Consider the following 24,439-nt stretch of genomic DNA (forward strand, 5'->3'; position numbering starts at 1 on the left):
CCGGACGCCGGGAGTCGTGAACACCGGGCAGGGCCGCGTCTCTTCCTGGCCAGCCAGGAGGAAATCAGTGAGCACCATCAGCAGAATCACCGCGACGACGGTGGCCGCAGCGGTCGGGATGACCGCCCTTGCCGCCTGCGGTAACTCCGGCGGCGGCAGCGCGGACGCCAAGACCGTCACGCTCGTCAGCCATGACTCGTTCAACGTCTCCAAGTCGGTGCTGGCCGCCTTCGAGAAGGAGAGCGGCTACAAGGTCACCATGATCAAGGGCGGGGACGCCGGCAAGGCCCTGAACCAGGCGATCCTGTCCAAGGACAACCCCCAGGGCGATGTGTTCTTCGGGGTCGACAACACGCTGCTCTCACGCGGTCTGGACGAGGGGCTCTTCAGCCCCTACCGGGCCAAGGGGCTGGAGAGCGTCCCGGCGGGGCTTCAGCTCGACAAGGGCGAGCACCGGGTCACCCCGCTCGACTACGGCGACATCTGCGTCAACTACGACCGCGGCTACTTCACCCGGCACAAGATCGCGCCGCCGGAGACCTTCGACGATCTGCTCCGGCCCCGGTACAAGGGGCTGCTCGTCACGGAGAACTCCGCCACCTCCTCCCCGGGGCTGGCCTTCCAGCTCGGCACCATCGCGAAGTACGGGGAGAAGGGCTGGCAGAGCTACTGGAAGAAGCTCAAGGCCAACGGCGTCGAGGTCGTCGACGGCTGGGAACAGGCCTACAACGACCGGTTCTCCGGCTCCGCCGCGGGCAAGGGCAAGGGCGACAAGCCGCTGGTGGTCTCCTACGCCTCCAGCCCGCCCGCCGAGGTGCTCGGCAAGAAGCCCGCGCCCAAGGAGGCCCCGACCGGTGTCGCGGCCGGCACCTGCTTCCGGCAGATCGAGTTCGGCGGTCTGCTGAAGGGCGCGAAGAACGAGAAGGGCGGCAAGGCGCTGCTGGACTTCCTGCTGAGCAAGAGGTTCCAGGAGGACATGCCGTTGACGATGTTCGTCAACCCGGCCCGTAAGGATGCCGCGGTGCCGGAGCTGTTCACCAAGTACGGCACGACGATCGACAAGCCGGCCACCCTGGCGCCCGGGACGATCACCAAGAACCGCGAACAGTGGATCAAGCAGTGGTCCTCGCTCGTTCTGAAGTAACGCCTTCGGACGGCACGGGCGCCCGGCGCGGCAGGCCCGCGCGGGGGACGGCGGTGCGGCTCGGCCTGATGGCGGTGCCGCTCGCCTTCTTCGCGCTGTTCTTCGCCTACCCCGTCGTGGCGATCGTCGGACGGGGGCTCAAGGACGGCGGGCAGTGGCAGCTCAGCCGGTTCGGTGCCGTGCTGAGCGACCCGGACGTCGTGCAGGTGCTGTGGTTCACCCTCTGGCAGGCGGCCGCCTCCACCGGGCTGACGCTGCTGATCGCGCTGCCCGGCGCCTATGTCTTCGCGCGCTTCGACTTCCCCGGCAAGCAGCTGCTGCGGGCGGTCGTGGCGGTGCCGTTCGTGCTGCCGACCGTGGTGGTCGGCTCGGCGTTCCTGGCGCTGGTCGGGCGGGGCGGGCTGCTGGACGACCTGTGGGGCGTGCGCCTGGACACCTCGGTGTGGGCGATCCTGCTGGCGCATGTCTTCTTCAACTACGCCGTGGTCGTACGGACCGTCGGCGGGCTCTGGGGGCAGCTCGATCCGCGGCAGGAAGAGGCGGCGCGGGTGCTGGGAGCCGGGCGGTTCGCGGCCTGGCGGCGGGTGACGCTGCCCGCGCTGGGACCCGCCGTCGCGGCCGCCGCCCTGATGGTCTTTCTGTTCACCTTCACCTCCTTCGGGGTGGTGCAGATCCTGGGCGGGCCCACCTTCTCCACGCTGGAGGTGGAGATCTACCGGCAGACCGCGGACTTCCTGGATCTGCCGACGGCCGCCGTCCTCACCATGATCCAGTTCGCCGCGGTGCTGGGCGTCCTGGCGCTGCACGCCTGGACCGTGCGCCGCCGGGAATCCGCGCTCCGGCTCGTGGACGCGTCGCAGACGGCCCGCCGCCCGCGCGGCCGGGGCCAGTGGGCGCTGCTGTGGGGGACGTTCGCGGTCATCGCCGTCCTGCTCCTCACACCGCTGGTGGTGCTCGTGGAGCGCTCGTTCGCCGGGCCGGACGGCTACGGAGTGGCCTTCTACGCCGCGCTCGGCTCCGCCGCGAGCGCCGACAGCACCTTCGCCGTCGCCCCCCTCGACGCCCTGTGGAACTCCCTCGCCTACGCGGCCGCGGCCACCGTGATCGCGCTGGTGGTGGGCGGACTGGCGGCCGCCGCACTGACCCTCCCCCGGCTGCGCCGCGGCCCGTCCGGGCGGACGCCCCTGGTCAGCCGGTTCGTCCGCGGCTTCGACGCGCTGCTGATGCTGCCCCTGGGAGTCTCCGCGGTGACCGTCGGCTTCGGCTTTCTGATCACCCTCGACGAGCCCCCGCTCGATCTGCGTGCCTCGTGGTGGCTGGTGCCGCTCGCCCAGGCGCTGGTGGGGGTGCCGTTCGTGGTCCGGACGATGCTGCCGGTGCTGCGGGCGGTCGACAGCCGGCTGCGGGAGGCGGCCGCCGTGCTCGGCGCCTCCCCCTGGCAGGTGTGGCGCGCGGTCGACCTGCCGATGGTGCGCCGGGCGCTGCTGATCGCCGCGGGCTTCGCCTTCGCCGTGTCGCTCGGTGAGTTCGGCGCGACGGTCTTCCTCGCCCGGCCGGACCAGCCGACGCTGCCGGTGGCCGTGGCCCGGCTGCTGGGGCGGGCCGGGGAGCTCAACTACGGGCAGGCGATGGCCCTGTCGACCATCCTGATGGTGGTGTGCGCCGCCGCCCTGCTGGTGCTGGAGCGGCTGCGCCCCCTCGACCGATCCGGGGAGTTCTAGATGACGGCACGGGCCGGGAGCACGGCGCGGGAGCTGCTGCGGCTGGGCGGGGTGACCGTCCGCTTCGGCACGGGCGGGCGTCCCGCGCTGGACGCGGTCGGTCTGGAGGTCGCCGCCCGGGAGATCGTGTGCGTCCTGGGGCCGAGCGGCAGCGGCAAGTCCACGCTGCTGAGGGTGGTCGCCGGGCTCCAACAGGCCGACGCGGGACAGGTGTTGCTGGAGGGGCGGGACCAGTCGGGGGTGCCCGCCCACCGGCGCGGGGTCGGCCTGATGTTCCAGGACCACCAGCTCTTCCCGCAGCGCGATGTCGCCGGAAATGTCGCCTTCGGGCTGCGGATGCGGCGCACCCCGCGCGCCGACCAGGAGCGTACGGTCGCCGAACTCCTGGACCTCGTCGGGCTGCCGGGCGCCCAGCGGCGCGCCGTGGCCTCCCTGTCCGGCGGCGAACAGCAGCGCGTCGCCCTGGCCCGCGCCCTGGCCCCCCGCCCCCGCCTGCTGATGCTGGACGAACCGCTCGGTCAGCTCGACCGTGGGCTGCGGGAACGGCTGGTCGTCGAACTGCGGCGGCTCTTCCAGGAGTTGGGGACGACCGTGCTGGCCGTCACCCACGACCAGGGGGAGGCCTTCGCGCTCGCCGACCGGGTCGTGGTGATGCAGGACGGCCGGATCGCGCAGTCCGGCACCCCGCTGGAGGTCTGGCAGCGGCCCGCCAGCGAATTCGTGGCCCGCTTCCTCGGCTTCGACAACGTGGTCGAGGCGACGGTGCAGGGCGACGCGGCCGCCACCCCCTGGGGGAAGGTGCCCGTTCCGCCGGCCACCCCGGACGGGCCGTGCCGGCTGCTCGTCCGCCCGGCCGGGGTACGGCTCACGGCCGCCGCGGAGGGCCTGCCGTGCACGGTCGCGGCCCGTACCTTCCGCGGCACCCATGTCGCGCTGCTGCTCCAGCCGGCCACCGGACCGCAGGTGGAGGCGGCCTGCGCGCTGCGGGACGCGCCCGAAGTGGGCGAGCGGGTGGGGATCGCCTTCCAGGCGCAGGACGTGGTGGTGCTGGACGCCTCCGCTCCGGCGGGCTGATCACCGGGGCGGGGCCCGGTGGGACGCCGGGGGCGTGGGCCGCTCACCGGCGCCCCGCGTCCGGCAGTCGCGCCGGCCGGGAACGGAGGCGCGCCTCAGCGGGCCGCGACCTCCGTGGGCCGCTCGCCGGCCTCCGGGGCTCGGGCCCCGGCTGCGCCGGGCTCACCCTCCGGCTCGCCGAACCAGGCGACCGCGACGGCACCGGCCACCGCCACCACGAAGCCGAGGACGGCGACCCAGGCGAAGCCCGGACGGGACGCGTCCCCCAGCCACAACACTCCGAGAATGCCGGGGACCACCGTCTCGCCCACCACCAGCGCCGCCGTGGCGCCGTTCACCGAACCGATCTGGAGGGCGACGGTGTGCAGATACATGCCGCCGATACCGGCCACGAGAATCGCGTACAGCGCGGGGTCGCCGAGCAGCGACGGCAGATGGAAGGGGTCCACCCCGTTCAGCACCCGTACGCCGACCCCGAGCGCACCGAACCCCAGACCGGAGAGCAGACCCGCCAGGATCGCGGCCCGCCCGCCGAGCAGCCGCACGATCAGGATGCCGCCGCCGATCAGCACGACGGAGGCGACGAGCAGCCACCAGTGGGTGGCGATCGGGGTGTGACCGCTGCCCTCCGGCCCCGCGGCCGTGGCCAGCAGCACCAGGGCCGCGCAGACCACCCCGATGGAGGACCACTCCGCCCGGCTGAGCCGGATACCGAGAAGCTTGATGCTCAGTACCGCCGTGATCACGAGATTGGCGCTGATCACGGTCTGGGAAAGGAACAGCGGCAGCAGCCGGGCGGCCAGCGCGCCCAGCCCGAACCCGACGAAGTCCAGCACCGTGCCCACCATGAACTCCCAGGTCACGGCCGCCTTCGCGGTCGATGACAGGCTGGGCCCGCCATGCTGGGTGACGCCGGTGGTGGAGGACTCGGCCGCCTCCCGGCGAGCGGATTTGCGGGAGCCCACCGCCTGGAGGACCGATCCCGTGCCGTAGCAGGCCGACGCCGCCACGGCCGTCAGAAGGCCGATGATCACCAAGAGCTCCGTTCGCCCGCTGTCCGCATTACTCGTTCATTACCTTCCTGGCAGACGTGCAATGGGGGACGGGAGTTGCCTCCGCCGGCAAATACACCCGTGCGCCGCCCGCCACAGCCGCGCGGAGCCCTCGACGCCAGAAGCCGGCGAGCGCACGGACGCGTCAGGAAAGCGCCTGGGTACGGAGGCGGGCCAGCGCCTCCGGGGCCTCGTCCACCGAGTCGACCAGCGCGATCCGGGCCGCCATGGGCCGGTCAGCGGCCAGCGCCTGGAGCAGCGGCCAGGTGGGGAGCTGCTCCGTCCAGTGCGCGCGGTTCACCAGCACCATCGGGGTCGGCTCGCCCCGCGACTCGTAGTAGTTCGGCGTCGCGTTGTCGAAGATCTCCTGCACGGTCCCGGCCGCGCCCGGCAGGAACACGACACCGGCATTGGAGCGCGCCAGCAGCCCGTCCTCGCGCACCGCGTTGACGAAGTACTTGGCTATGTGGGACGCGAAGGCATTCGGCGGCTCATGGCCGTAGAACCAGGTGGGAATGCCGGCCGAGACGCCGCCGCCCGGCCGGCTCCGGCGTATCTCGAAGGCGGCGTGCGCCCAGTCCGTGACGGACGGGGTGAAGTGCGGTGTCTTGGCGAGGAGTTCCAGCGCCGAGTCGAGCATCTCGTCCTCGAAGGGCGCGGCGTACGCCCCGAGGTTCGCCGCCTCCATCGCGCCGGGGCCGCCGCCGGTCGCGACGGTCAGCCCGTCGCGGGTGAGCCGGCGCCCGAGCCGGGCCGCGCCCGCGTACGCCGCGGAACCGCGCTCCAGCGCATGGCCGCCCATGACGCCCACCACCTGCGCACCGGCGAGGTGTTCGTCCAGGGCGTCGGACACGGCGTCGTCATGGATGCTGCGCAGCATCGAGGCGAAGATGTCGCCGTCCGACTTGGTCTCCTGGTACCAGCGGTAGGTCCGGGCGTCCGGGGTGGCGTCGAAGCCGCCGTCGGCCAGCCCCTCGAAGAGTTCGTCCGGGCCGTACAGACCGCCCCGGTACGGATCGAACGGCAGGCCCGGCACGGGCGGAAAGACCAGGGCCCCACCGGCACGCACCTTGGCGGCGGCGTCCGGCTCCATGGCGCAGCCGAGGAACACGGACTCCGTGGTGTCCGCGCCGAGCAGCGCGAACGTACGGCCCGTCAGGTCGACCGACTGGACGCGATGTCCGGCGAGACTCCCCGAGGAGACCACCCGGTCGAACTCCTCCAGGGACTCGATCTCACGGTCGTCGTGGTCGTCGTGGGTGTGGGGGCGGCGGGACACTGAGGGCTGTGAATTCGACTGCACGTCCGTCATGTTAGGACCGCGGTGTGGCCACCAGCGGGCCGAGGTGCCCGTCCGCGGCCGCGGCGTCAAGCGCGGCGCGCAGCGCACTGTCGTGGGTCGGGCGCGCCCATCAGCGGAACGGGCCGCCCCACACCCCCACCCTCAACGCACCAGCGGAAGCGTGGCCATCTCCGCGACGGTCCAGGTCAGCGGGGCCATGACGAGGACCAGCGCCAGGAAGCGCAGGGCCGCGGCGCGGTGCAGCACCGAGGCGGAGGCGCCCAGACGGCGGAGGGCCGCCGTGGTGTGGGCGCGGGTCGAGCGGGACTCCACTGCGGCGGTGAGCGCGCTGGCGGTGACACAGGCGAGGACGACCGCCGCACCGACCGCGGTGAGCGGGCCGAACGGGCTGGCGGGCGAGGCCTCGTAGACCTTCACGGCGGCATACGCGGCGGAGGCGACCGCGCACAGCACCCCGAGCGGGCGGCCGAGGCGGTGCGACTCCTCCTGGAGCACCCGACCGGACAGCAGACGCAGCGCGCCGGGGCGGCCGGCGCAGAGCAGCCGGCCGCACAGATGCACCAGACCGGGACCGGCCAGCACCAGGCCGAAGGTCGACAGCGCCCAGCCGGCCAGCACGCCAGGGGGGCTGCCGAGCAGCCGGCCGGGCAGCGGCAGCAGTCCGCCGGGGGCGTGGGCGCCGCGGCTGGTGTACGCCTCGATCGCCAGGCCGGCCGCGGCCAGCGCGATGCCCCAGGGAAGGCCGGAGGGCTGGGCGGTCCTGGGGCGGCTGTCGGTCTCGGGCGCGCCGGCCTCGTCGCGGGGGCGCAGGGAGACGGCGGTCGCGGCCGCGGCGGTCAGCGGCACGGTCGCCAGCAGCAACAGGGCGCCGACGAGCGGCACCGGATGGCCGGTGCCGAGCAGGTCGGAGTCCAGACCGAGGGCGGACGGGCGGCCGAGCTGCCCCGGGCCGAGGTCGCCGCGCAGCCGGAGGAAGGCCAGCAGGGCCAGCGCGACGCCGAGGAAGCAGGTCAGCGCGGTGGAGGCGGTGGCGAGCAGGGTGAGCCGGAGCGGTCCCAGGCCGGCGGCGGTCATCCCGCGCTGGAGGCGGGCGGCCGGGTCCGTACGTGCCGTGGACACCGCGAACTGGGCGGTGGCGGCGAGCGGGGCCGCGCACCACAGCAGGCGCACCAGCGACTCGTCGGCCGCGGACGGATGACCGGCGGCATGGCCGAGGGTGGAGAGCAGCAGGAAGCCGGTGCCGGCCGCCGCGGCGGTGACGGAGAGGCGGCGCACCAGGACGAGGGGGCGCGAGCCGCGGGCTAGACGGAGAGCGAGCACTCTGCCCTGCTTTCCTCATCGGAGGCGCCGTCGGTGGTGGGCGCACCGTTCGACTGGTGGCCGTCGAGGAGCGCGAGGGACCGGTCGGCGAGCGTGGCGACCTCGGGGTCATGGGTCGCCAGGACCACGGTGATCTGGTGCGAGCGGGCCGCGGTGGTGAGGGTGCGCAGCACCTGCGTGCCGTCGGCGCGGTGCAGCGGGGCGGTCGGCTCGTCGGCGAACAGCACCTGGGGCGTGGTGGCGAGCGCGCGGGCGATGGCGATCCGCTGGCGCTGGGACTGGTCGAGCTGCGCGGGGCGGCGGCTCGCGCACATACCGACGTCGAGGCGGTCCAGCCATTCGAGGGCGGTGTGCTTGGCGGAGCGGGTGCCGGTGCCGCGGAGCAGGAGGGGGAGGGCGGCGTTCTCCCAGGCGGTGAGTTCGGCGACGAGGTGCGGTTGGGTGTCGATCCAGCCGAACCGGTCCAGCCGCAGCCGTTCGCGGCTGGGGGAGGAGAGGGTGTGCACGGGGGAGCTGTTGAACCACACCTCCCCTTCGGCCGGGACGAGTTGGCCGGAGAGACACTTCAGGAGGGTGGTCTTGCCGCTGCCGCGCGGGCCGGTGACGGCGAGGATCTCGCCTTCGGGGACGCCGACGGAGACTCCGGCAAGGGCGGAGGTGCCGCCGTACGCGTGGTGCAGGCCGCGGGCCCAGAGAACGTCGTTGTCAGGCGGGGCCACCATCTGCGCACCTCTTGTCGTAGGCGTCGAATCGTTCCCCCGACCGGGTGAACGACCATGGAGGGTATCGGTCACAAGCACGGTAAGGAGTGGTGACCCCCGGTATTCGCCGCTTGGCAGCACAACGGCCCAGATTCACTCGTATGGCTTGAAGTGAGCGAATCCGGGCCGGTGCATGTTCAGTTGTCCCCGCGCGCGGCGGGTGGTGCCCCGGAGGTCAGAGCTTGGTCCAGGCCTCCGTGAGGACCGTGCGCAGAATCTGCTCGATCTCGTCGAAGACCGACTGGTCGGCGACCAGCGGCGGGGCGAGCTGGATGACCGGGTCGCCACGGTCGTCGGCGCGGCAGTAGAGACCGTTGTCGTACAGCGCCTTGGAGAGGAAGCCGTACAGGACGCGCTCGGTCTCCTCCTCGTTGAAGGACTCCTTGGTGGTCTTGTCCTTGACGAGCTCGATGCCGTAGAAGAAGCCGTTGCCGCGGACGTCGCCGACGATCGGCAGGTCGTGCAGCTTCTCCAGGGTGTTCAGGAAGTTGGCCTCGTTGTCCAGGACGTGCTGGTTGAGGCCCTCGCGCTCGAAGATGTCGAGGTTGGCGACGCCGACGGCCGCGGAGACCGGGTGGCCGCCGAAGGTGTAGCCGTGCAGGAAGGTGTTGTCGCCCTTGTAGAACGGCTCGGCCAGGCGGTCGGAGATGATGCAGGCGCCGATCGGGGAGTAGCCCGAGGTCATGCCCTTGGCGCAGGTGATCATGTCCGGGACGTAGCCGAACTTGTCACAGGCGAACGTCGTACCGAGGCGGCCGAAGGCGCAGATGACCTCGTCGGAGACGAGCAGCACGTCGTACTGGTCGCAGATCTCACGGACCCGCTGGAAGTAGCCGGGGGGCGGCGGGAAGCAGCCGCCGGCGTTCTGCACCGGCTCCAGGAAGACCGCGGCGACGGTCTCCGGGCCCTCGAAGAGGATCTGCTGCTCGATCTGGTCGGCGGCCCAGCGGCCGAAGGCCTCGGGGTCGTCGCCGTGGATCGGCGCCCGGTAGATGTTGGTGTTGGGGACCTTGTGCGCGCCGGGGACCAGCGGCTCGAAGGGGGCCTTCAGACCCGGCAGGCCGGTGATGGACAGGGCGCCCTGCGGGGTGCCGTGGTAGGCCACCGCGCGGGATATCACCTTGTGCTTCATCGGCTTGCCGGTGAGCTTGAAGTACTGCTTGGCCAGCTTCCAGGCGGTCTCGACGGCCTCGCCGCCACCGGTGGTGAAGAAGACCTTGTTGAGGTCACCGGGGGCCTCGTTCGCCAGCCGCTCGGCCAGCTCCACCGCCTTGGGGTGGGCGTAGGACCACACGGGGAAGAAGGCCAGCTCCTGCGCCTGCTTGAAGGCGGTCTCGGCGAGCTCCACCCGGCCGTGGCCGGCGTTGACCACGAAGAGGCCGGCGAGCCCGTCGATGTAGCGCTTGCCCTTGTCGTCGTAGATGTTGGTGCCCTCGCCGCGCACGATCGTGGGCACAGGGGCATTCTCGTACGACGACATGCGGGTGAAGTGCATCCACAGGTGGTCGTATGCCGTCTTGGAGAGGTCGCCGCTCATTGCTATCTCGTTCCCCAGGTGTAGGTCTGCTTCCGGAGCTTGAGGTACACGAAGCTCTCGGTGGATCGGACGCCGGGAAGCGTGCGGATCCGCTTGTTGATCATTTCCAGAAGGTGGTCGTCGTCCTCGCAGACGATCTCGATGAGGAGATCGAAGGAGCCTGCCGTCATGACGACGTACTCGACCTCTTCCATGGTCGTCAGGGCGTCGGCCACGGGGTCGAGGTCACCTTCGACGTTGATGCCGACCATTGCCTGCCGACGGAAACCGACCGTGAGGGGGTCGGTGACCGCGACGATCTGCATCACGCCTTGGTCGAGCAGTTTCTGTACGCGCTGGCGTACCGCCGCTTCGGACAGGCCGACGGCCTTGCCGATCGCGGCATACGGACGGCGCCCGTCCTCCTGGAGCTGCTCGATGATCGCCAGGGAGACGGAGTCGATCGACGGGGTGCCGGTTCTGTCATGACCGTTACGGGGAGCCACGCCGTTCACTGTGCACGAGCCTCGTCTGTCTTGCAACCCCAAAGCGATGAAATTAGTCGTGTAGCGATCAGAATTTAACTGATTCCGTTGTCCCTGGGTGGCGGGTGTGTTGAAAACGTGGGTTCCATGGCTAGGGTGGATGTCCAAACCACCAGACTTCTGACTGAAGGGGGCGCACAGTGACCACCGCACTGCGTCGTCTGCGCAACTACATCGACGGGGAGTTCCGGGACGCCGCCGACGGGCGGACCACGGAGGTGGTCAACCCCGCCACGGGCGAGGCGTACGCCACCGCCCCGCTCTCGGCCGCCGCCGACGTGGACGCGGCGATGGCCGCCGCCGAGGCCGCCTTCCCCGCCTGGCGCGACCTGATCCCGGCCGAGCGCCAGAAGGTCCTGCTGAAGATCGCCGACCGCTTCGAGGAGCGGGCGGAGGAGCTGATCGCCGCCGAGTCCGAGAACTGCGGCAAGCCGGTCGCGCTCGTACGCTCCGAGGAAATCCCGCCGATGGTGGACCAGATCCGCTTCTTCGCGGGCGCCGCCCGGATGCTCGAAGGCCGCTCGGCCGGCGAGTACATGGACGGCTTCACCTCCATCATCCGCCGCGAGCCGGTCGGCGTCTGCGCCCAGGTCGCGCCGTGGAACTACCCGATGATGATGGCCGTATGGAAGTTCGCCCCGGCGCTGGCCGCGGGCAACACCGTCGTCATCAAGCCCTCCGACACCACCCCGGCCTCCACGGTGCTGATCGCCGACATCATCGGCAGCGTGCTGGACGAACTGGGCCACTCCCGCGGCGTGTTCAACGTCATCTGCGGTGACCGCGAGACCGGCCGGCTGATGGTCGAGCACAAGGTCCCGGCGATGGCCTCGATCACCGGCTCGGTGCGCGCCGGTATGCAGGTCGCCGAGTCCGCCTCCAAGGACCTCAAGCGCGTCCACCTGGAGCTCGGCGGCAAGGCCCCGGTCGTCGTCTTCGAGGACACCGACATCCCCAAGGCCGTCGAGGACATCTCGGTCGCCGGCTACTTCAACGCCGGCCAGGACTGTACGGCCGCCACCCGGGTGCTCGTCCACGAGTCCATCCACGACGAGTTCGTCGCCGCGCTGGCCAAGGCCGCCTCGGAGACCAAGACCGGCGCGGTCGACGACGAGGACGTGCTCTACGGCCCGCTGAACAACGCCAACCAGCTCAAGCAGGTCAAGGGCTTCATCGAGCGGCTGCCCGCGCACGCCAAGATCGAGGCGGGCGGTGAGCAGGTCGGCGAGAAGGGCTACTTCTTCGCCCCGACCGTCGTCTCGGGCCTCAAGCAGGACGACGAGATCGTCCAGCATGAGGTCTTCGGCCCGGTCATCACCGTCCAGTCCTTCAGCGACGAGAAGCAGGCCGTGGAGTGGGCCAACGGCGTCGAGTACGCCCTGGCGTCCTCGGTGTGGACCAAGGACCACGCCCGCGCCATGCGGATGTCCCGGAGCCTTGACTTCGGCTGTGTGTGGATCAACACCCACATCCCGCTGGTCGCCGAGATGCCGCACGGCGGATTCAAGAAGTCCGGCTACGGCAAGGACCTTTCGGCCTACGGCTTCGACGACTACACCCGCATCAAGCACGTGATGACCTCGCTGGACGGCTGAGCCAGGGGAAGCCTTCCCGCCGGGCGCCACGGAACGCCCGGCACACCGTCGCGGGCGGAGGCCCGGCAACTGACGCTCTGTCGCTTGCCGCCTCCGCCCGCTTCACGTGAGAGTGCTCGCCATGGCAGATCTTTCGCGGCGGGCGCTGCTCCGGGGCACGGGCGGACTGGGTGTGACGGGGGCGCTGGCCGCCCTGGCCGGCTGCGGGGTGCCGCCGGCCTACGTCGGGGCGGCGAACCGCGGAGGCCCGGACCGGTCGGCACGGGACCGCAGGCTCGTCTTCGCCAACTGGCCGCTCTACATCGACGTCGACGACCACCACACACAGCGCCGCCCCACCCTGGACGCCTTCGAGCGGCGCACCGGGATCTCCGTCACGTACACCGAGGAGATCAACGACAACGACGAGTTCTTCGGCAAGATCAGCCCGGCGCTGATGAACCACCAGAGCACCGGCCGCGATCTGATCGTCATGAGCGACTGGATGTGCGCCCGGTTCGTCCGGCTGGGCTGGGTCCAGGAAATGGACCGCGCCGCCCAGCCGCATGTCGCCCGGCATCTCGATCCGCTGCTGCGGAACCCGCACTTCGACCCGGGCCGCACGCACTCGGTGCCCTGGCAGTCCGGGATCACCGGCATCGCCTACAACCGCAAGAAGCTCGGCCGGGAGATCAAGCACACCGCCGATCTGTGGAAGGACGATCTGCGCGGCCGGGTCACCCTGCTCTCCGGGCTCGACGAATCATTCGCCCTGCTCATGCAGGGCGACGGGGTGGACATCACCCGCTGGACGGCCGATGACTTCCACCGGATGACCGATCGGATCCGCCGCCTGGTGAGCAAGGGGCACATCCGGCGGTTCACCGGCAACGACTACATCAAGGACCTCGACTCCGGGGATGTGCTCGCCGCGCAGGCCTACTCGGGCGATGTGATCCAGCTCCAGGCGGACAACCCGGACATCGAGTTCGTGGTGCCCGAGGAAGGCGCTGAGCTCTGGGCCGAGAGCCTGCTGATCCCCGACCTCGCGGAGCACAAGCGCAGCGCCGAGCGGCTGATCGACTACTACTACCGCCCGGAGGTGGCCGCGGACCTGGCCGCCTGGGTCAACTATGTCTGCCCCGTACCGGCCGCGCGCGACATCCTCGCCTCCTCCAAAGACAAGGAACGCGCCGCACTCGCCGAGGACCCGCTGATCTTCCCCGACGACGCGATGCGCAAGCGGCTGGCCATCGCCCGCGACATCACGTCGAAGGAGCGGACCGAGTTCGCCAAGGAGTGGAACGGGATCGTGGGGTTGTGAGCCTGGTGGCTGTGGTGGCTGTCGGCCGTGCGGTGTTCGCTGCCGTGAGGTGTTCTCTCCGTGCGGTGGTCTGTGCCCGTGCGGGTGGTCTCTCCGGGGTGGGTGGCCTCTCCGTGCGGTGTTCGCTGCCGTGGGGCGTTCTCTGCCCGTGCGTTGGCCGCTGTCCGTGCGGTGGTCTCTGCCGTGGGGCGCCTCCTTATATTCCGGCAACGATTACGGAGAGTAGTTGGTTCCCTGGCGCTGCGTGATGTGTGGGTGCGTGATGCGGTGCTTTGTGGGCGTGATGCGGTGCTGCGTGTGGGGCAGTGCCATTCAGCGCCATGACGTCGTGTATGCGTCGATCTCGGCCGAGAGGCGGGCCTTGGCCGGGGCGTCCATGAAGGAGGCATCGACGGCGTTCTTGGCGAGGGCGGCCAGGCCGGTGGTGTCCAGGCCCAGCAGCCGGGCGGCGATGGCGTATTCGGTGTTGAGGTCCGTGCCGAACATCGGGGGGTCGTCGCTGTTGATGGTGACCAGCACGCCGGCGTCGACCATCTCCTTGACCGGGTGCTCCTCCAGGGTGCGCACCGCGCGGGTGGCGATGTTGGAGGTGGGGCAGACCTCCAACGGGATGCGGTGCTCGGCGAGATGGGCCAGCAGTCGGGGGTCCTGGGTGGCGCTGGTGCCATGGCCGATGCGCTCGGCACCGAGATCGTTGAGGGCGTCCCAGATCGTGCCGGGGCCGGTGGTCTCCCCGGCGTGCGGTACGGAGTGCAGACCGGCCGCGCGGGCGCGGTCGAAGTACGGCTTGAACTGCGGGCGCGGCACCCCGATTTCCGGGCCGCCGAGGCCGAACGAGACCAGGCCCTCGGGCTGAAGATCACAGGCGATCCTGGCGGTCTCCTCCGCGGCTTCCAGGCCCGCCTCGCCGGGGATGTCGAAGCACCAGCGCAGCACCACGCCCAGCTCCGACTCCGCCGCCTTCCGGGCGTCCTCGATGGCCTCGACGTAGGCGGCGTCGGGGATGCCGCGGCGGGTCGAGCTGGACGGGGTGAGGGTCAGCTCGGCGTAGCGGATCTGCTGCCGCGCCATGTCCCGGGCGACCTCGTAGGTCAGCAGCCGGACGTCCTCGGCGTCGCGGATCAGGTCCACGACGGAGAGGTAGACCTCGATGAAGTGCGCGAAGTCGCGGAAGGTGAAGTAGTCGACCAGCGCTTCGGGATCGGTGGGGACGGCGGAGTCGGGGTGCCGCGCCGCCAGCTCGGAGACGATGCGCGGGGAGGCCGATCCGACGTGGTGGACGTGCAGCTCCGCCTTGGGCAGGCCCGCGATGAAGGCATCGAGATCGGACAACGGTTCCTCCTGGTCAAAGGGTGCGCGGGGGTGCAGGGAACGGCCTGGCCATGCTAAGCGGGCGGGACCGGCCGGGGGCGCGGGTGTGCGGACTTCGCCCGCATCCGGCCGGCCGCGCGGGCTGTCCTACGCCCCCGCGCCGGCCGTTTCCCGCAGCCGTTGGCGGGCCGCCATCAGCGCGAAGCCCAGCAGATTCAGACCCCGCCAGCGCGCCGGGTCCGCGGCCCGCTCGTCGTCGGCGGCGAGGCCGATGCCCCATATCCGGTCCACGGGGCTGGCCTCGACCAGCACCCGGGAGTTCGTGCCGAGCAGATACTCCCGCAGGGCGGCGTCCTGGCCGAACTTGTGGACGCTGCCCTCGACGACCAGGTCGAAGCGGTGCGGCTGCCAGGTCTCCTCGTCGAAGCCGCGGACCGTGCGCCCGGCGTCCTTGGCCTGCTTGGGGTGGCGGGCCGCGAGCGCGCGGCGCTCCGCCTCCGCATCGCCGAACAGCCGGGCCTTGCCGGCCATCATCCAGTGCTCCGCGGTGGCGTAGCGGACGCCCTCAACGCTGAAGGGGGCGGGCCACCACTGGCTGAAGCAGCTCACGCCCAGGCTGCCGTCGCGCCGGGGGCTGTGGCCCCAGAAATGGACGTATTTAAGACGCTTGCCGGTGGCGGTCTGCCGGCACAGCTCCTCGACCGAGCGGGGCCCGTCCGCGACCGGCCCGGCCGCGTCCCCCGTGGTGATCCCCGTGCTGTCGTGCATCATGCCGGGATTCTGTCAGCGGGCACTGACAACGTGTCGGGGTCCCCGAGGGTGAAATCGCAGAATCCGTCGCGTAACCAAAAGGCAACAACGGAATCCCTTGTTGAGGTCGCTCTCCTCTGTCAAGATCGGCCATCGATTCCGGAAATAGCTACGCCAGACAGTGCCGCTGAGCGGCTCCGGCGCCCGGCGGAGGAGAGCACCATGGATCACCGATTCGATGTCACCGAGCGGTTCGCCGAGGGCGCGCAATTCATCGCGGGCAGTCTCCGCGCCGGCAGTTCCGGCCGCACCCAGGAGGTCGTGGACCCGGCGACCGGCGAGACGGTGTACTCCTACGAGCTCGCGGGGACGGCGGATGTTGACGCGGCCGTGGACGCCGCCCGGCAGGCGTTCCCGGAGTGGGGCGGTGCCACCCCGGGGGAGCGCTCCGACACCCTGCACCGGTTCGCCGCCGCGCTCACCGAGGACGCCGCCGATCTCGCCTACGCGGAATCGCTGAACTGCGGAAAGCCGATCAAGCTCAGCAACGAGTTCGACGTACCGGGCTCGATCGACAACGCGGCCTTCTTCGCGGGCGCCGCCCGTCATCTGGAAGGCAAGGCGGCCGGCGAATACAGCGCCGACCACACCTCCGTCATCCGCCGCGAACCGATCGGTGTGGTCGGCTCCATCGCCCCCTGGAACTACCCGCTCCAGATGGCCGCCTGGAAGGTGCTCCCGGCCATCGCCGCGGGCAACACCATCGTCCTGAAGCCGGCCGAGATCACCCCGTTCACCTCGCTGCTGTTCGCCCAGGCCGCGCAGCGCGCCGGGCTGCCCGACGGGGTGCTCAACATCGTCTCCGGCGCGGGCCGGGACGCCGGTGAGCGCCTCGTCGGCCACCCCTCCGTCGCGATGACGTCCTTCACCGGCTCGACCGCCGTCGGCAAGCGCGTCGCCGAGATCGCCACCGGCACGGTCAAGCGGCTGCACCTCGAACTCGGCGGCAAGGCCCCCTTCGTCGTCTTCGACGACGCGGATCTGGAGGCCGCCGTCCATGGAGCGGTCGCCGGAGCGCTGATCAACACCGGCCAGGACTGCACCGCCGCCACCCGCGCCTACGTCCAGCGCCCGCTCTACGACGCCTTCGTCAGCGGCGTCGCCGACCTGATGGCGACCGTACGGCTCGGCGACCCCTTCGACCCGTCGACCGACCTGGGCCCGCTGATCTCGCACGCCCAGCGCGACCGGGTGGCCGGTTTCGTCGACCGGGCGCGCGGCTACGCCACCGTCGTCACGGGCGGTGAGGCGCCCGGCGGCGAGCTGGCCAAGGGCGCCTACTACCGACCGACGCTGATCGCCGGGGCCGCGCAGGACAGCGAGGTCGTGCAGTCCGAGATCTTCGGTCCGGTGCTGGTCGTGCTGCCCTTCGACAGCGACGACGAGGGCATCGCGCTGGCCAACGACACCCCCTACGGGCTGGCCGCCTCCGCCTGGAGCCGGGACGTCTACCGCACCGGCCGCGCCACCCGCGAGATCAACGCGGGCTGTGTCTGGGTCAACGACCACATCCCGATCCTCAGCGAGATGCCGCACGGCGGCGCCAAGGCATCCGGCTACGGCAAGGACATGTCGGCGTACTCCTTCGACGAGTACACCCAGGTCAAGCACGTCATGTACGACAACACCGCGGTCGCGCGCAAGGACTGGCACCGCACGATCTTCGGGGACCGCCCGTAAGGGACCCTCCCCGGCGAGCACCACCAAGCACCACCGAGCCCCCCACCGGGCCCACCCCATGGGCCCACCCAGCGGCCAGCGCCGCGCGGCATCGTCACCACCGGCCGAGCGCCGGGCTCACCCCTGAAAGGGCACTGCGCATGGAGCACCACGAGCAGCCCGAACCCCTGTCCCCGGCCGAACTCGCCGCTGCCCGCCGTAGCCTGACGAACGGCCGGCTCGCCATGACCCGCCGTTCCCTGCTGCGCGCGAGCGGCGCGGTGGCGGCCACGATCGGCGGCCTCGGTGCCCTGTCGGGCTGCGGCATCCCGCCCGCGGGCCGTACGGACGCCGGCCGTTCCGAGGACCACTCCAGGGCGGAGAAGCGGATCAGCTTCTCCAACTGGACCGAGTACATGGACGTCACCGACGACGGCAAGCACCGGCCCACCCTGGAGCGCTTCACCAAGCGCACCGGCATCGCGGTCAAATACACCGAGGACATCAACGACAACGACGAGTTCTTCGGGAAGATCCAGGCCCAGCTCGCGGCGGGCCAGGACACCGGCCGGGATCTGATCGTGCTCACCGACTGGATGTGCGCGCGGATGATCTCCCTCGGCTGGATCGAGTCGCTGGACCCGGCCAACCTGCCGCACGCCTACACCCATCTCTCGCCCCAGTTCCGCAACCCCGCCTGGGACCCCGGCCGCGCGCACTCCTACCCCTGGCAGGGCATCCCGGCGATCATCGCGTACAACAAGAAGGCCACCGGCGGCCGCAAGGTCGACTCGATCAGCCAGCTGCTGGAGGACCCCAAGCTCAAGGGCCGGGTCGGCTTCCTCTCCGAGATGCGCGACAGCGTCGGACTGACCCTGCTGGACATGGGCAAGAAGCCCGAGGACGTCACCGCCGACGACTACGACGCGGCCATCGCCCGGATCCAGAAGGGCGTGGATTCCAAGCAGATCCGCCGCTTCACCGGCAACGACTACACCACCGACCTGGACAAGGGCGACCTCGCCGCCTGCGTGGCCTGGGCGGGCGACGTCGTCCAGCTGCAGAACGACAACCCGGACATCGGCTTCGCCGTCCCCGAGGCGGGCTACATGACGTCCACCGACAACCTCATGGTGCCGAACAAGGCCCGCCACAAGCAGAACGCCGAACGGCTCATCGACTACTTCTACGAGCCGAAGGTGGCGGCGAAGATCGCGGCGTACATCAACTACGTCTGCCCCGTGGAAGGCGTACGCGAGGAACTCGCCAAGATCGACAAGAAGGCGGCCGCCAACCCGCTGATCATCCCGGACGAGGAGATGGCCGAGAAGTCCCACTCCTTCCGTGCCCTGTCCGCCAAGGAGAACAAGGCGTTCACCCAGAAGTTCTCCGACCTCACCGGCGCTTGATCCCCCACCTCTCAGGCCCGCCCGAGCCGTTTCGCCCTCCGACCCACGGGACGACCGACATGACCCCTTCCGCGACCCCCCAGAGCAGCGGCGGCGACGTCCGCCTCCACGGGATCAGCAAGACCTATGGCTCCTTCACCGCCGTCCATCCGCTCGACCTGACCGTCCCCGCGGGCTCCTTCTTCGCGCTCCTGGGCGCCTCGGGCTGCGGCAAGACGACCACGCTGCGCATGATCGCCGGCCTGGAGGAGCCCACCACCGGCACCGTCGAGCTGTCCGGCCAGGACGTCACCGTTCTGCCGCCGTACAAGCGCCAGGTCAACACCGTCTTCCAGAACTACGCGCTCTTCCCGCACCTGGACATCTACGAGAACGTCGCCTTCGGCCTGCGCCGCCGCGGCATCAAGTCCGTCAAGAAGCAGGTCGAGGAGATGCTCGACCTGGTCCAGCTCGGCCCGATGGCACGCCGCAAGCCGCAGCAGCTCTCCGGCGGCCAGCAGCAGCGCGTCGCGGTCGCCCGCGCGCTGATCAACCACCCCCAGGTGCTGCTGCTCGACGAGCCGCTCGGCGCCCTCGACCTCAAGCTGCGCCGCCAGATGCAGCTGGAGCTCAAGCGCATCCAGACCGAGGTCGGCATCACCTTCGTCCATGTCACCCACGACCAGGAGGAGGCCATGACGATGGCCGACACCGTGGCCGTGATGAACGGCGGCCGGGTCGAACAGCTCGGCGCCCCCGCCGACCTCTACGAGAACCCCGCCACCACCTTCGTCGCCAACTTCCTGGGCACCTCCAACCTCATCGAGGCCGAGGTCGTCGAGGCCGGCGGGGACGAGCTGCTGCTCAAGGCGGCCGACGCCAAGCTGCGGCTGCCCGCCGCCCGGTGCAGCGCCCCGGCCCGTACCGGCGGGAAGGTGCTGGCCGGTATACGGCCCGAGAAGGTCGCCCTCAAGCACGCCGATGACGCCGGCACCATCGCCGAAGGCCGCAACCGGCTGCCCGGCCGCATCAAGGACGCCAGCTTCATCGGCGTCTCCACCCAGTACGTCGTCGAGGTACCCGGCCTGGGCGAACTCGCCGTCTACGAGCAGAACGTCGAGCGCGACGGCCGCCTCGTCCCCGGCGCCGGGATCGTCCTGCACTGGAGCCCGGCGCACACCTTCGGTCTGGACGCCGCTCAGGACATCCAGGCCGGCGCGGACCTCGACGAGGAGGCCGCGTGACCACCACCGAGACGCCCGCACCACCGGACGGCCAGGCCGGGACGGCACCCCTGGAGCTGCGCAAAACCCCCGCCCGCAAGCGGCTCGTCCCCTACTGGCTGCTGCTGCCCGGCATCCTGTGGCTGATCGTCTTCTTCGCCGCCCCGCTCGTCTACCAGGCGTCGACCTCGGTCCAGACCGGCTCCCTCGAAGAGGGCTTCAAGGTCACCTGGCACTTCGCGACGTACTGGGACGCGCTCGGCGAATACTGGCCGCAGTTCGTCCGCTCCGTGGCCTACGCCGCCACCGCCACCGCGCTCTGTCTGGTCCTGGGCTACCCGCTGGCCTATCTCATCGCCTTCAAGGCCGGCCGCTGGCGCAATGTCGTGATGATCCTGGTCATCGCGCCGTTCTTCACCAGCTTCCTGATCCGTACGCTCGCCTGGAAGACGATCCTGGCCGACGGCGGACCGGTCGTCGGGCTCCTGAACTCGCTGCACGTCCTGGACGTCACCAGCTGGCTGGGACTCACCGAAGGGCAGCGGGTGCTGGCCACCCCGCTCGCGGTGGTCTGCGGACTGACCTACAACTTCCTGCCGTTCATGGTGCTGCCGCTCTACACCTCGCTGGAGCGCATCGACCCGCGCCTGCACGAGGCCGCCGGGGACCTCTACGCCCGCCCGGCCACCACCTTCCGCCGGGTGACCTTCCCGCTGTCGATGCCCGGTGTCGTCGCCGGCACCCTGCTCACCTTCATCCCGGCCGCCGGTGACTACATCAACGCCGAACTGCTGGGCTCCACCGACCAGAAGATGATCGGCAACGTCATCCAGTCGCAGTTCCTGCGGGTCCTGGACTATCCGACCGCCGCCGCCCTCTCCTTCATCCTCATGGCGGCCATCCTCGCCATGGTCACGCTCTACATCCGCAAGTCGGGGACGGAGGATCTGGTCTGATGGCCGTCCACGGGACCACCGAAGCCACCGCGGTCCGCACCCCGAACCGGGGCCTGCGCTGGCTGCGCCGCAACATCGTCGCGATAGCGGGCCTGTGCACGCTGGGCTATCTGATCCTGCCCAACCTCGTGGTGATGGTCTTCTCCTTCAACAAGCCCAACGGCCGCTTCAACTACCAGTGGCAGCGCTTCTCCACGGACGCCTGGCGCGATCCGTGCGGCGTCGCCGACCTGTGCGGCTCGCTGGGCCTGAGCCTCCAGCTCGCGCTGTGGGCCACCCTCGGCGCGACCGTCCTCGGCACCATGATCGCGTTCGCGCTGGCCCGCTACCGCTTCCGGGCCCGCTCCGGCGTCAACACCCTGATCTTCCTGCCGATGGCGATGCCCGAGGTCGTCATGGCCGCCTCGCTGGCGACCCTGTTCCTCAACATGGGCATCCAGTTCGGCTTCTGGACGATCCTCATCGCGCACATCATGTTCTGTCTGAGCTTCGTCGTCACCGCCGTCAAGGCCCGGGTGATGAGCATGGACCCGCGTCTGGAACAGGCCGCGCAGGACCTCTACGCGTCTCCCCTCCAGACCTTTCTCCGGGTAACGCTGCCGATCGCCGCCCCCGGCATCGCGTCCGGCGCGCTGCTGTCCTTCGCCCTGTCCTTCGACGACTTCATCATCACCAACTTCAACGCCGGCTCCACCGTCACCTTCCCCATGTTCGTCTGGGGATCGGCGCAGCGGGGCACGCCGGTGCAGATCAACGTCATCGGCACGGCGATGTTCCTGGTCGCCGTGGTGTGTGTAGTCGTCGGCCAGCTGGCCGGGGCCCGCAAAAGGAGCAAGAGGAGCTGAGAACCATGGCACGAGCTGCCATGACCCCGTCCGCCGCGCATGCGCTCGCGGACGCCGAACCCACCCCCTTCTGGCTGGCCGACCCGGACCGGCCGGCCGCCCGGCCCGCCCTGGTCGGCGACGAGACCTGCGATCTGCTGGTCGTCGGCGGCGGCTACTCCGGTCTGTGGACCGCGCTGATCGCCAAGGAACGCGACCCCCAGCGCGATGTCGTCCTCGTCGAGGGCGCCGAGATCGGCTGGGCCGCCTCCGGACGCAACGGCGGTTTCTGCGCCGCCTCCCTCACCCATGGCCTCGGCAACGGCCTGGCCCGCTGGCCCGGTGAACTCGCCACCCTCGAACAGCTCGGCATCCGCAACCTCGACGCCATCGAGGAGGCCGTCGCCCGCTACGGCATCGACTGCGCCTTCGAGCGCACCGGTGAGATCGACATCGCCACCGAGCCCCACCAGATCGCCGAGCTCAAGGAGTTCGCCGAGGACGCCGCCCACATCGGCCTGGACCGGCACACCTTCCTCGACGAGGACGAGCTGCGCGCCCAGGTCGACTCGCCGACCTTCCGCGCCGGACTGTGGGACCGCGACGGCGTCGCCATGCTCAATCCGGCCCGGCTCGCCTGGGGCCTGAAGCAGGCGTGCCTCGGCCTCGGCGTCCGCATCTATGAGCGCACCCCCGCCACCGCCCTCGCCTCCGACGGCATCGGGATGGCCGTCCGTACGCCCTACGGCCGGGTCTTCGCCCGCCATGTCGCGCTCGGCACCAACGCCTTCCCGTCACTGGTCAAGCGGGTCCGCCCGTACGTCGTCCCGGTCTACGACCACGCCCTGATGACCGAGCCGCTCTCCGAGGAACAGCTCGCCGCCATCGGCTGGAAGAACCGCCAGGGCCTCTCGGACTCCAACAACCACTTCCACTACTTCCGCATCACCGCCGACAACCGCATCCTGTGGGGCGGCTACGACATCGTCTACCGCTACGGCGGCGGCGTCCGGGCCGAGTACGACCACCACCCCGCCACCTACGAGAAGCTCGCCCGGCACTTCTTCCGCTGCTTCCCGCAGTTGGAGGGGCTCCGCTTCACCCACACCTGGGGCGGCGCCATCGACACCTGCTCCCGCTTCTCCGCGTTCTTCGGCACCGCCCACGCCGGCCGGGTCGCCTACGCCACCGGCTACACCGGCCTCGGCGTGGGGGCCACCCGCTTCGGCGCCGAGGTGATGCTCGACCTGCTGTCCGGCGAGCGCACCGAGCGTACGCAGCTGGAAATGGTCCGCAGTAAGCCGCTGCCCTTCCCGCCCGAGCCGCTGCGCTGGGCCGGCATCGGGATCACCCAGTGGTCGATGACCCAGGCCGACAGCCGTGGCGGCCGCCGCAATCTGTGGCTGAAGGCCATGGACAAGGTGGGGCTGGGCTTCGACAGCTGACGCACGGCGCGGGGGCGGGCGGCGGGCAGCCGTCCGCCCCCGCGCGTTCCTCAGCGCCTCAACGCCGGCCCGGCGCCCGCCCCCGCCTTCCTCAGCGCCTCAACGCCCGCCCGGAACCCTTCCCCGACCACCGGTCGCACACCGCACACCACACCGCCAGCAGCACCGCGGCCAGGCACCAGCTGCCGAGCACATCCAACGGCCAGTGATAGCCGCGACGCACCAGGCCGAGTCCGACGGCCACATTGAGCAGCGCCACCACGGCCACGACCGCGGGCGCGAACAGCCGGCGGGCCGGGCGGCCCGCCCGCCTCCGCCGTACCCCGCGGATCACCAACAGCGCGGCCACGCCGTACGCCACCGCCGCCGTGGCGCCATGACCCGACGGATAGAAGCCCTCGTGCGCCCCGCCCGCCATCTCCGGCGGGCCCGGCCGCGCGAGCCACAGTTTGAGCGGGAAGACCAGCGCGGGCACCACGGCCAGGGTGAGACCAGCGGCGAGCGGCGGCAGCCACCACCGCACGCGGGCCCCCTCGTTGGGCGCCTCCTCGCTTCTGCCGCGCCACCCCTGCCACCCCGACCACACCATGACCACACACAACACTGGCAGCGCCACTGCGGTGTTGCCGAGATCGGCGCAGAACTCGGCGGCTGCGGCGGGGAGATGACTGGTAGCCAGCGCGCGGCCGATCCGCTCGTCGAGGGCGCGCAGCGGGCCGTGGCCGGCCACCTGCCAGGTGAGCGCGGCGAAGAACAGCGCACCGACGGCGCCGATCCACCACGGGGAGCGGCGCCGGGAGCGGCCACCGGACGGGCCCGGGGAGCATGGTGCGTCAGCAGAGCCCGGAGAACCCGGAGAACCCGGAAAAGGGGTCGGCCGCCTCGGAACAGGGGGGGTGGTTCCGAGGCGGCCGCGTGGACCGGTGTCCCGCGCGCCCCGGGGGGTATGGGGCGGGCGGACATCCGATCGGTGAGGATTCCCGGAACCGGGGGTTCCGGTGTTGTGCGCGAGGGCACGGCCTGATCGGAGCCGGGGAAGCGCCGACCGGGCGTCGCCCGCAGTCCCCTGCGAGCGGGGTGTTTCTCTCATCTGCAGAAACCGTACGGCACCACGAGCGCACCCGACAGGCGCATCACCCTGCCGCCATCGGCCCCGCACATCTTCTTCACGCCATGTCTCCAGCTACGCGCGTCCATACGGAAATGAGCCCAGAAAAGGGGACAGAAGTGGGGTGGAGGGGGAGGGCCGACAGGGGCGCGCGCCGGCTCGCACCCGGCCCGCCAGCCGCCCCGCACCCGTCCCGCCTCCCGCCCCGCGTCGGCCCGTCTCCCGCCCCGCATACCCGTTCGTCCCCGTCCCCGTCCCTGTGCCCGGAACGGGGCGGGGGGGGGGGGGGGGGGGGGGGGGGGGGGGGGGGGGGGGGGGGGGGGGGGGGGGGGGGGGGGGGGGGGGGGGGGGGGGGGGTGGGGGAGCGAAGAGACGGAGCAG

Annotated in this window: 20 protein-coding genes; 11 read left to right on the top strand and 9 right to left on the bottom strand. The window is 71.0% G+C overall.

The features are described 5' to 3' along the window. Positions 1-67: 67 nt before the first annotated feature. The 3 genes from ACZ4XD_RS16235 to ACZ4XD_RS16245 are packed head-to-tail and all read left to right on the top strand — an operon-like array spanning position 68 to position 3,939. The gene (locus tag ACZ4XD_RS16235; RefSeq protein ID WP_468042538.1) at positions 68-1,144 is read left to right on the top strand and encodes a thiamine ABC transporter substrate-binding protein; all 1,077 of its coding nucleotides are present in this window, start codon (positions 68-70) and stop codon (positions 1,142-1,144) included. Next, positions 1,120-2,865, top strand: coding sequence for an ABC transporter permease (locus ACZ4XD_RS16240; RefSeq protein ID WP_468042540.1), 1,746 nt, complete (start codon positions 1,120-1,122; stop codon positions 2,863-2,865). Before ACZ4XD_RS16235 ends, ACZ4XD_RS16240 begins: the two co-directional genes overlap by 25 nt. Continuing rightward, complete coding sequence (locus ACZ4XD_RS16245; protein WP_468042541.1) at positions 2,866-3,939, top strand: ABC transporter ATP-binding protein; 1,074 nt, start codon at positions 2,866-2,868, stop codon at positions 3,937-3,939. 95 nt (positions 3,940-4,034) lie between these two features. Here the strand turns inward: ACZ4XD_RS16245 and ACZ4XD_RS16250 are convergent, their stop codons facing one another. The 6 genes from ACZ4XD_RS16250 to ACZ4XD_RS16275 all read right to left on the bottom strand — a co-directional run bounded on the left by ACZ4XD_RS16250 (position 4,035) and on the right by ACZ4XD_RS16275 (position 10,406). After that, entirely contained in the window at positions 4,035-4,973 is a 939-nt protein-coding gene (locus ACZ4XD_RS16250; protein WP_468042542.1) for a DMT family protein, read from the bottom strand. A 163-nt stretch (positions 4,974-5,136) separates the two neighbouring features. Beyond that, positions 5,137-6,303, bottom strand: coding sequence for an LOG family protein (locus tag ACZ4XD_RS16255; RefSeq protein WP_468042543.1), 1,167 nt, complete (start codon positions 6,301-6,303; stop codon positions 5,137-5,139). Positions 6,304-6,435: 132 nt separating this feature from the next. Beyond that, entirely contained in the window at positions 6,436-7,614 is a 1,179-nt protein-coding gene (locus ACZ4XD_RS16260; protein WP_468042544.1) for a hypothetical protein, read from the bottom strand. Next, complete coding sequence (locus ACZ4XD_RS16265) at positions 7,596-8,336, bottom strand: ABC transporter ATP-binding protein (protein ID WP_468042545.1); 741 nt, start codon at positions 8,334-8,336, stop codon at positions 7,596-7,598. The genes ACZ4XD_RS16260 and ACZ4XD_RS16265 overlap by 19 nt, the downstream gene beginning before the upstream one ends. Before the next feature lie 214 nt (positions 8,337-8,550). Continuing rightward, on the bottom strand, positions 8,551-9,912 hold the full coding sequence (locus ACZ4XD_RS16270) for an aspartate aminotransferase family protein (RefSeq protein WP_468042546.1): 1,362 nt from the start codon (positions 9,910-9,912) through the stop codon (positions 8,551-8,553). 2 nt (positions 9,913-9,914) lie between these two features. Continuing rightward, positions 9,915-10,406 (bottom strand): Lrp/AsnC family transcriptional regulator, encoded by a 492-nt coding sequence (locus tag ACZ4XD_RS16275; protein ID WP_190146272.1) that lies wholly within the window; start codon positions 10,404-10,406, stop codon positions 9,915-9,917. 170 nt (positions 10,407-10,576) lie between these two features. Here ACZ4XD_RS16275 and ACZ4XD_RS16280 point away from each other — a divergent pair, with 170 nt between their 5' ends. Further along, on the top strand, positions 10,577-12,031 hold the full coding sequence (locus tag ACZ4XD_RS16280) for a gamma-aminobutyraldehyde dehydrogenase (protein WP_432145862.1): 1,455 nt from the start codon (positions 10,577-10,579) through the stop codon (positions 12,029-12,031). A 121-nt stretch (positions 12,032-12,152) separates the two neighbouring features. Then, entirely contained in the window at positions 12,153-13,334 is a 1,182-nt protein-coding gene (locus tag ACZ4XD_RS16285; protein ID WP_468042547.1) for an ABC transporter substrate-binding protein, read from the top strand. A gap of 312 nt (positions 13,335-13,646) precedes the next feature. On the opposite strand, the gene ACZ4XD_RS16290 is transcribed toward ACZ4XD_RS16285, so the two are convergent. Together ACZ4XD_RS16290 and ACZ4XD_RS16295 are read right to left on the bottom strand one after the other, a co-directional pair. Continuing rightward, on the bottom strand, positions 13,647-14,666 hold the full coding sequence (locus tag ACZ4XD_RS16290) for an adenosine deaminase (protein WP_468042549.1): 1,020 nt from the start codon (positions 14,664-14,666) through the stop codon (positions 13,647-13,649). Between the two features lie 126 nt (positions 14,667-14,792). After that, the gene (locus tag ACZ4XD_RS16295; RefSeq protein ID WP_468042551.1) at positions 14,793-15,416 is read right to left on the bottom strand and encodes an NADAR family protein; all 624 of its coding nucleotides are present in this window, start codon (positions 15,414-15,416) and stop codon (positions 14,793-14,795) included. Positions 15,417-15,617: 201 nt separating this feature from the next. Here ACZ4XD_RS16295 and ACZ4XD_RS16300 point away from each other — a divergent pair, with 201 nt between their 5' ends. The 6 genes from ACZ4XD_RS16300 (at position 15,618) to ACZ4XD_RS16325 (ending at position 22,950) form a co-directional block, all read left to right on the top strand. Next, positions 15,618-17,135: a gamma-aminobutyraldehyde dehydrogenase gene (locus ACZ4XD_RS16300; RefSeq protein ID WP_468042553.1), complete on the top strand. Its 1,518-nt coding sequence runs from the start codon at positions 15,618-15,620 to the stop codon at positions 17,133-17,135. Between the two features lie 140 nt (positions 17,136-17,275). After that, positions 17,276-18,523, top strand: a complete 1,248-nt coding sequence (locus ACZ4XD_RS16305; protein WP_468042555.1) for an ABC transporter substrate-binding protein — start codon at positions 17,276-17,278, stop codon at positions 18,521-18,523. A gap of 59 nt (positions 18,524-18,582) precedes the next feature. After that, positions 18,583-19,746, top strand: a complete 1,164-nt coding sequence (locus ACZ4XD_RS16310; RefSeq protein ID WP_468042557.1) for an ABC transporter ATP-binding protein — start codon at positions 18,583-18,585, stop codon at positions 19,744-19,746. Beyond that, positions 19,743-20,681 carry an ABC transporter permease gene (locus tag ACZ4XD_RS16315; protein WP_468042559.1) on the top strand — a complete coding sequence of 313 codons (939 nt, stop codon included), beginning with the start codon at positions 19,743-19,745 and terminating at the stop codon, positions 20,679-20,681. Before ACZ4XD_RS16310 ends, ACZ4XD_RS16315 begins: the two co-directional genes overlap by 4 nt. Beyond that, the gene (locus ACZ4XD_RS16320) at positions 20,681-21,526 is read left to right on the top strand and encodes an ABC transporter permease (protein ID WP_468042561.1); all 846 of its coding nucleotides are present in this window, start codon (positions 20,681-20,683) and stop codon (positions 21,524-21,526) included. The genes ACZ4XD_RS16315 and ACZ4XD_RS16320 overlap by 1 nt, the downstream gene beginning before the upstream one ends. A 5-nt stretch (positions 21,527-21,531) precedes the next feature. Further along, positions 21,532-22,950: an NAD(P)/FAD-dependent oxidoreductase gene (locus tag ACZ4XD_RS16325; RefSeq protein WP_468042563.1), complete on the top strand. Its 1,419-nt coding sequence runs from the start codon at positions 21,532-21,534 to the stop codon at positions 22,948-22,950. A 91-nt stretch (positions 22,951-23,041) separates the two neighbouring features. Here the strand turns inward: ACZ4XD_RS16325 and ACZ4XD_RS16330 are convergent, their stop codons facing one another. Then, positions 23,042-23,680, bottom strand: a complete 639-nt coding sequence (locus ACZ4XD_RS16330; protein ID WP_468042565.1) for a phosphatase PAP2 family protein — start codon at positions 23,678-23,680, stop codon at positions 23,042-23,044. Positions 23,681-24,439: the final 759 nt, after the last annotated feature.

This window comes from Streptomyces sp. NPDC029466, from assembly GCF_055574515.1.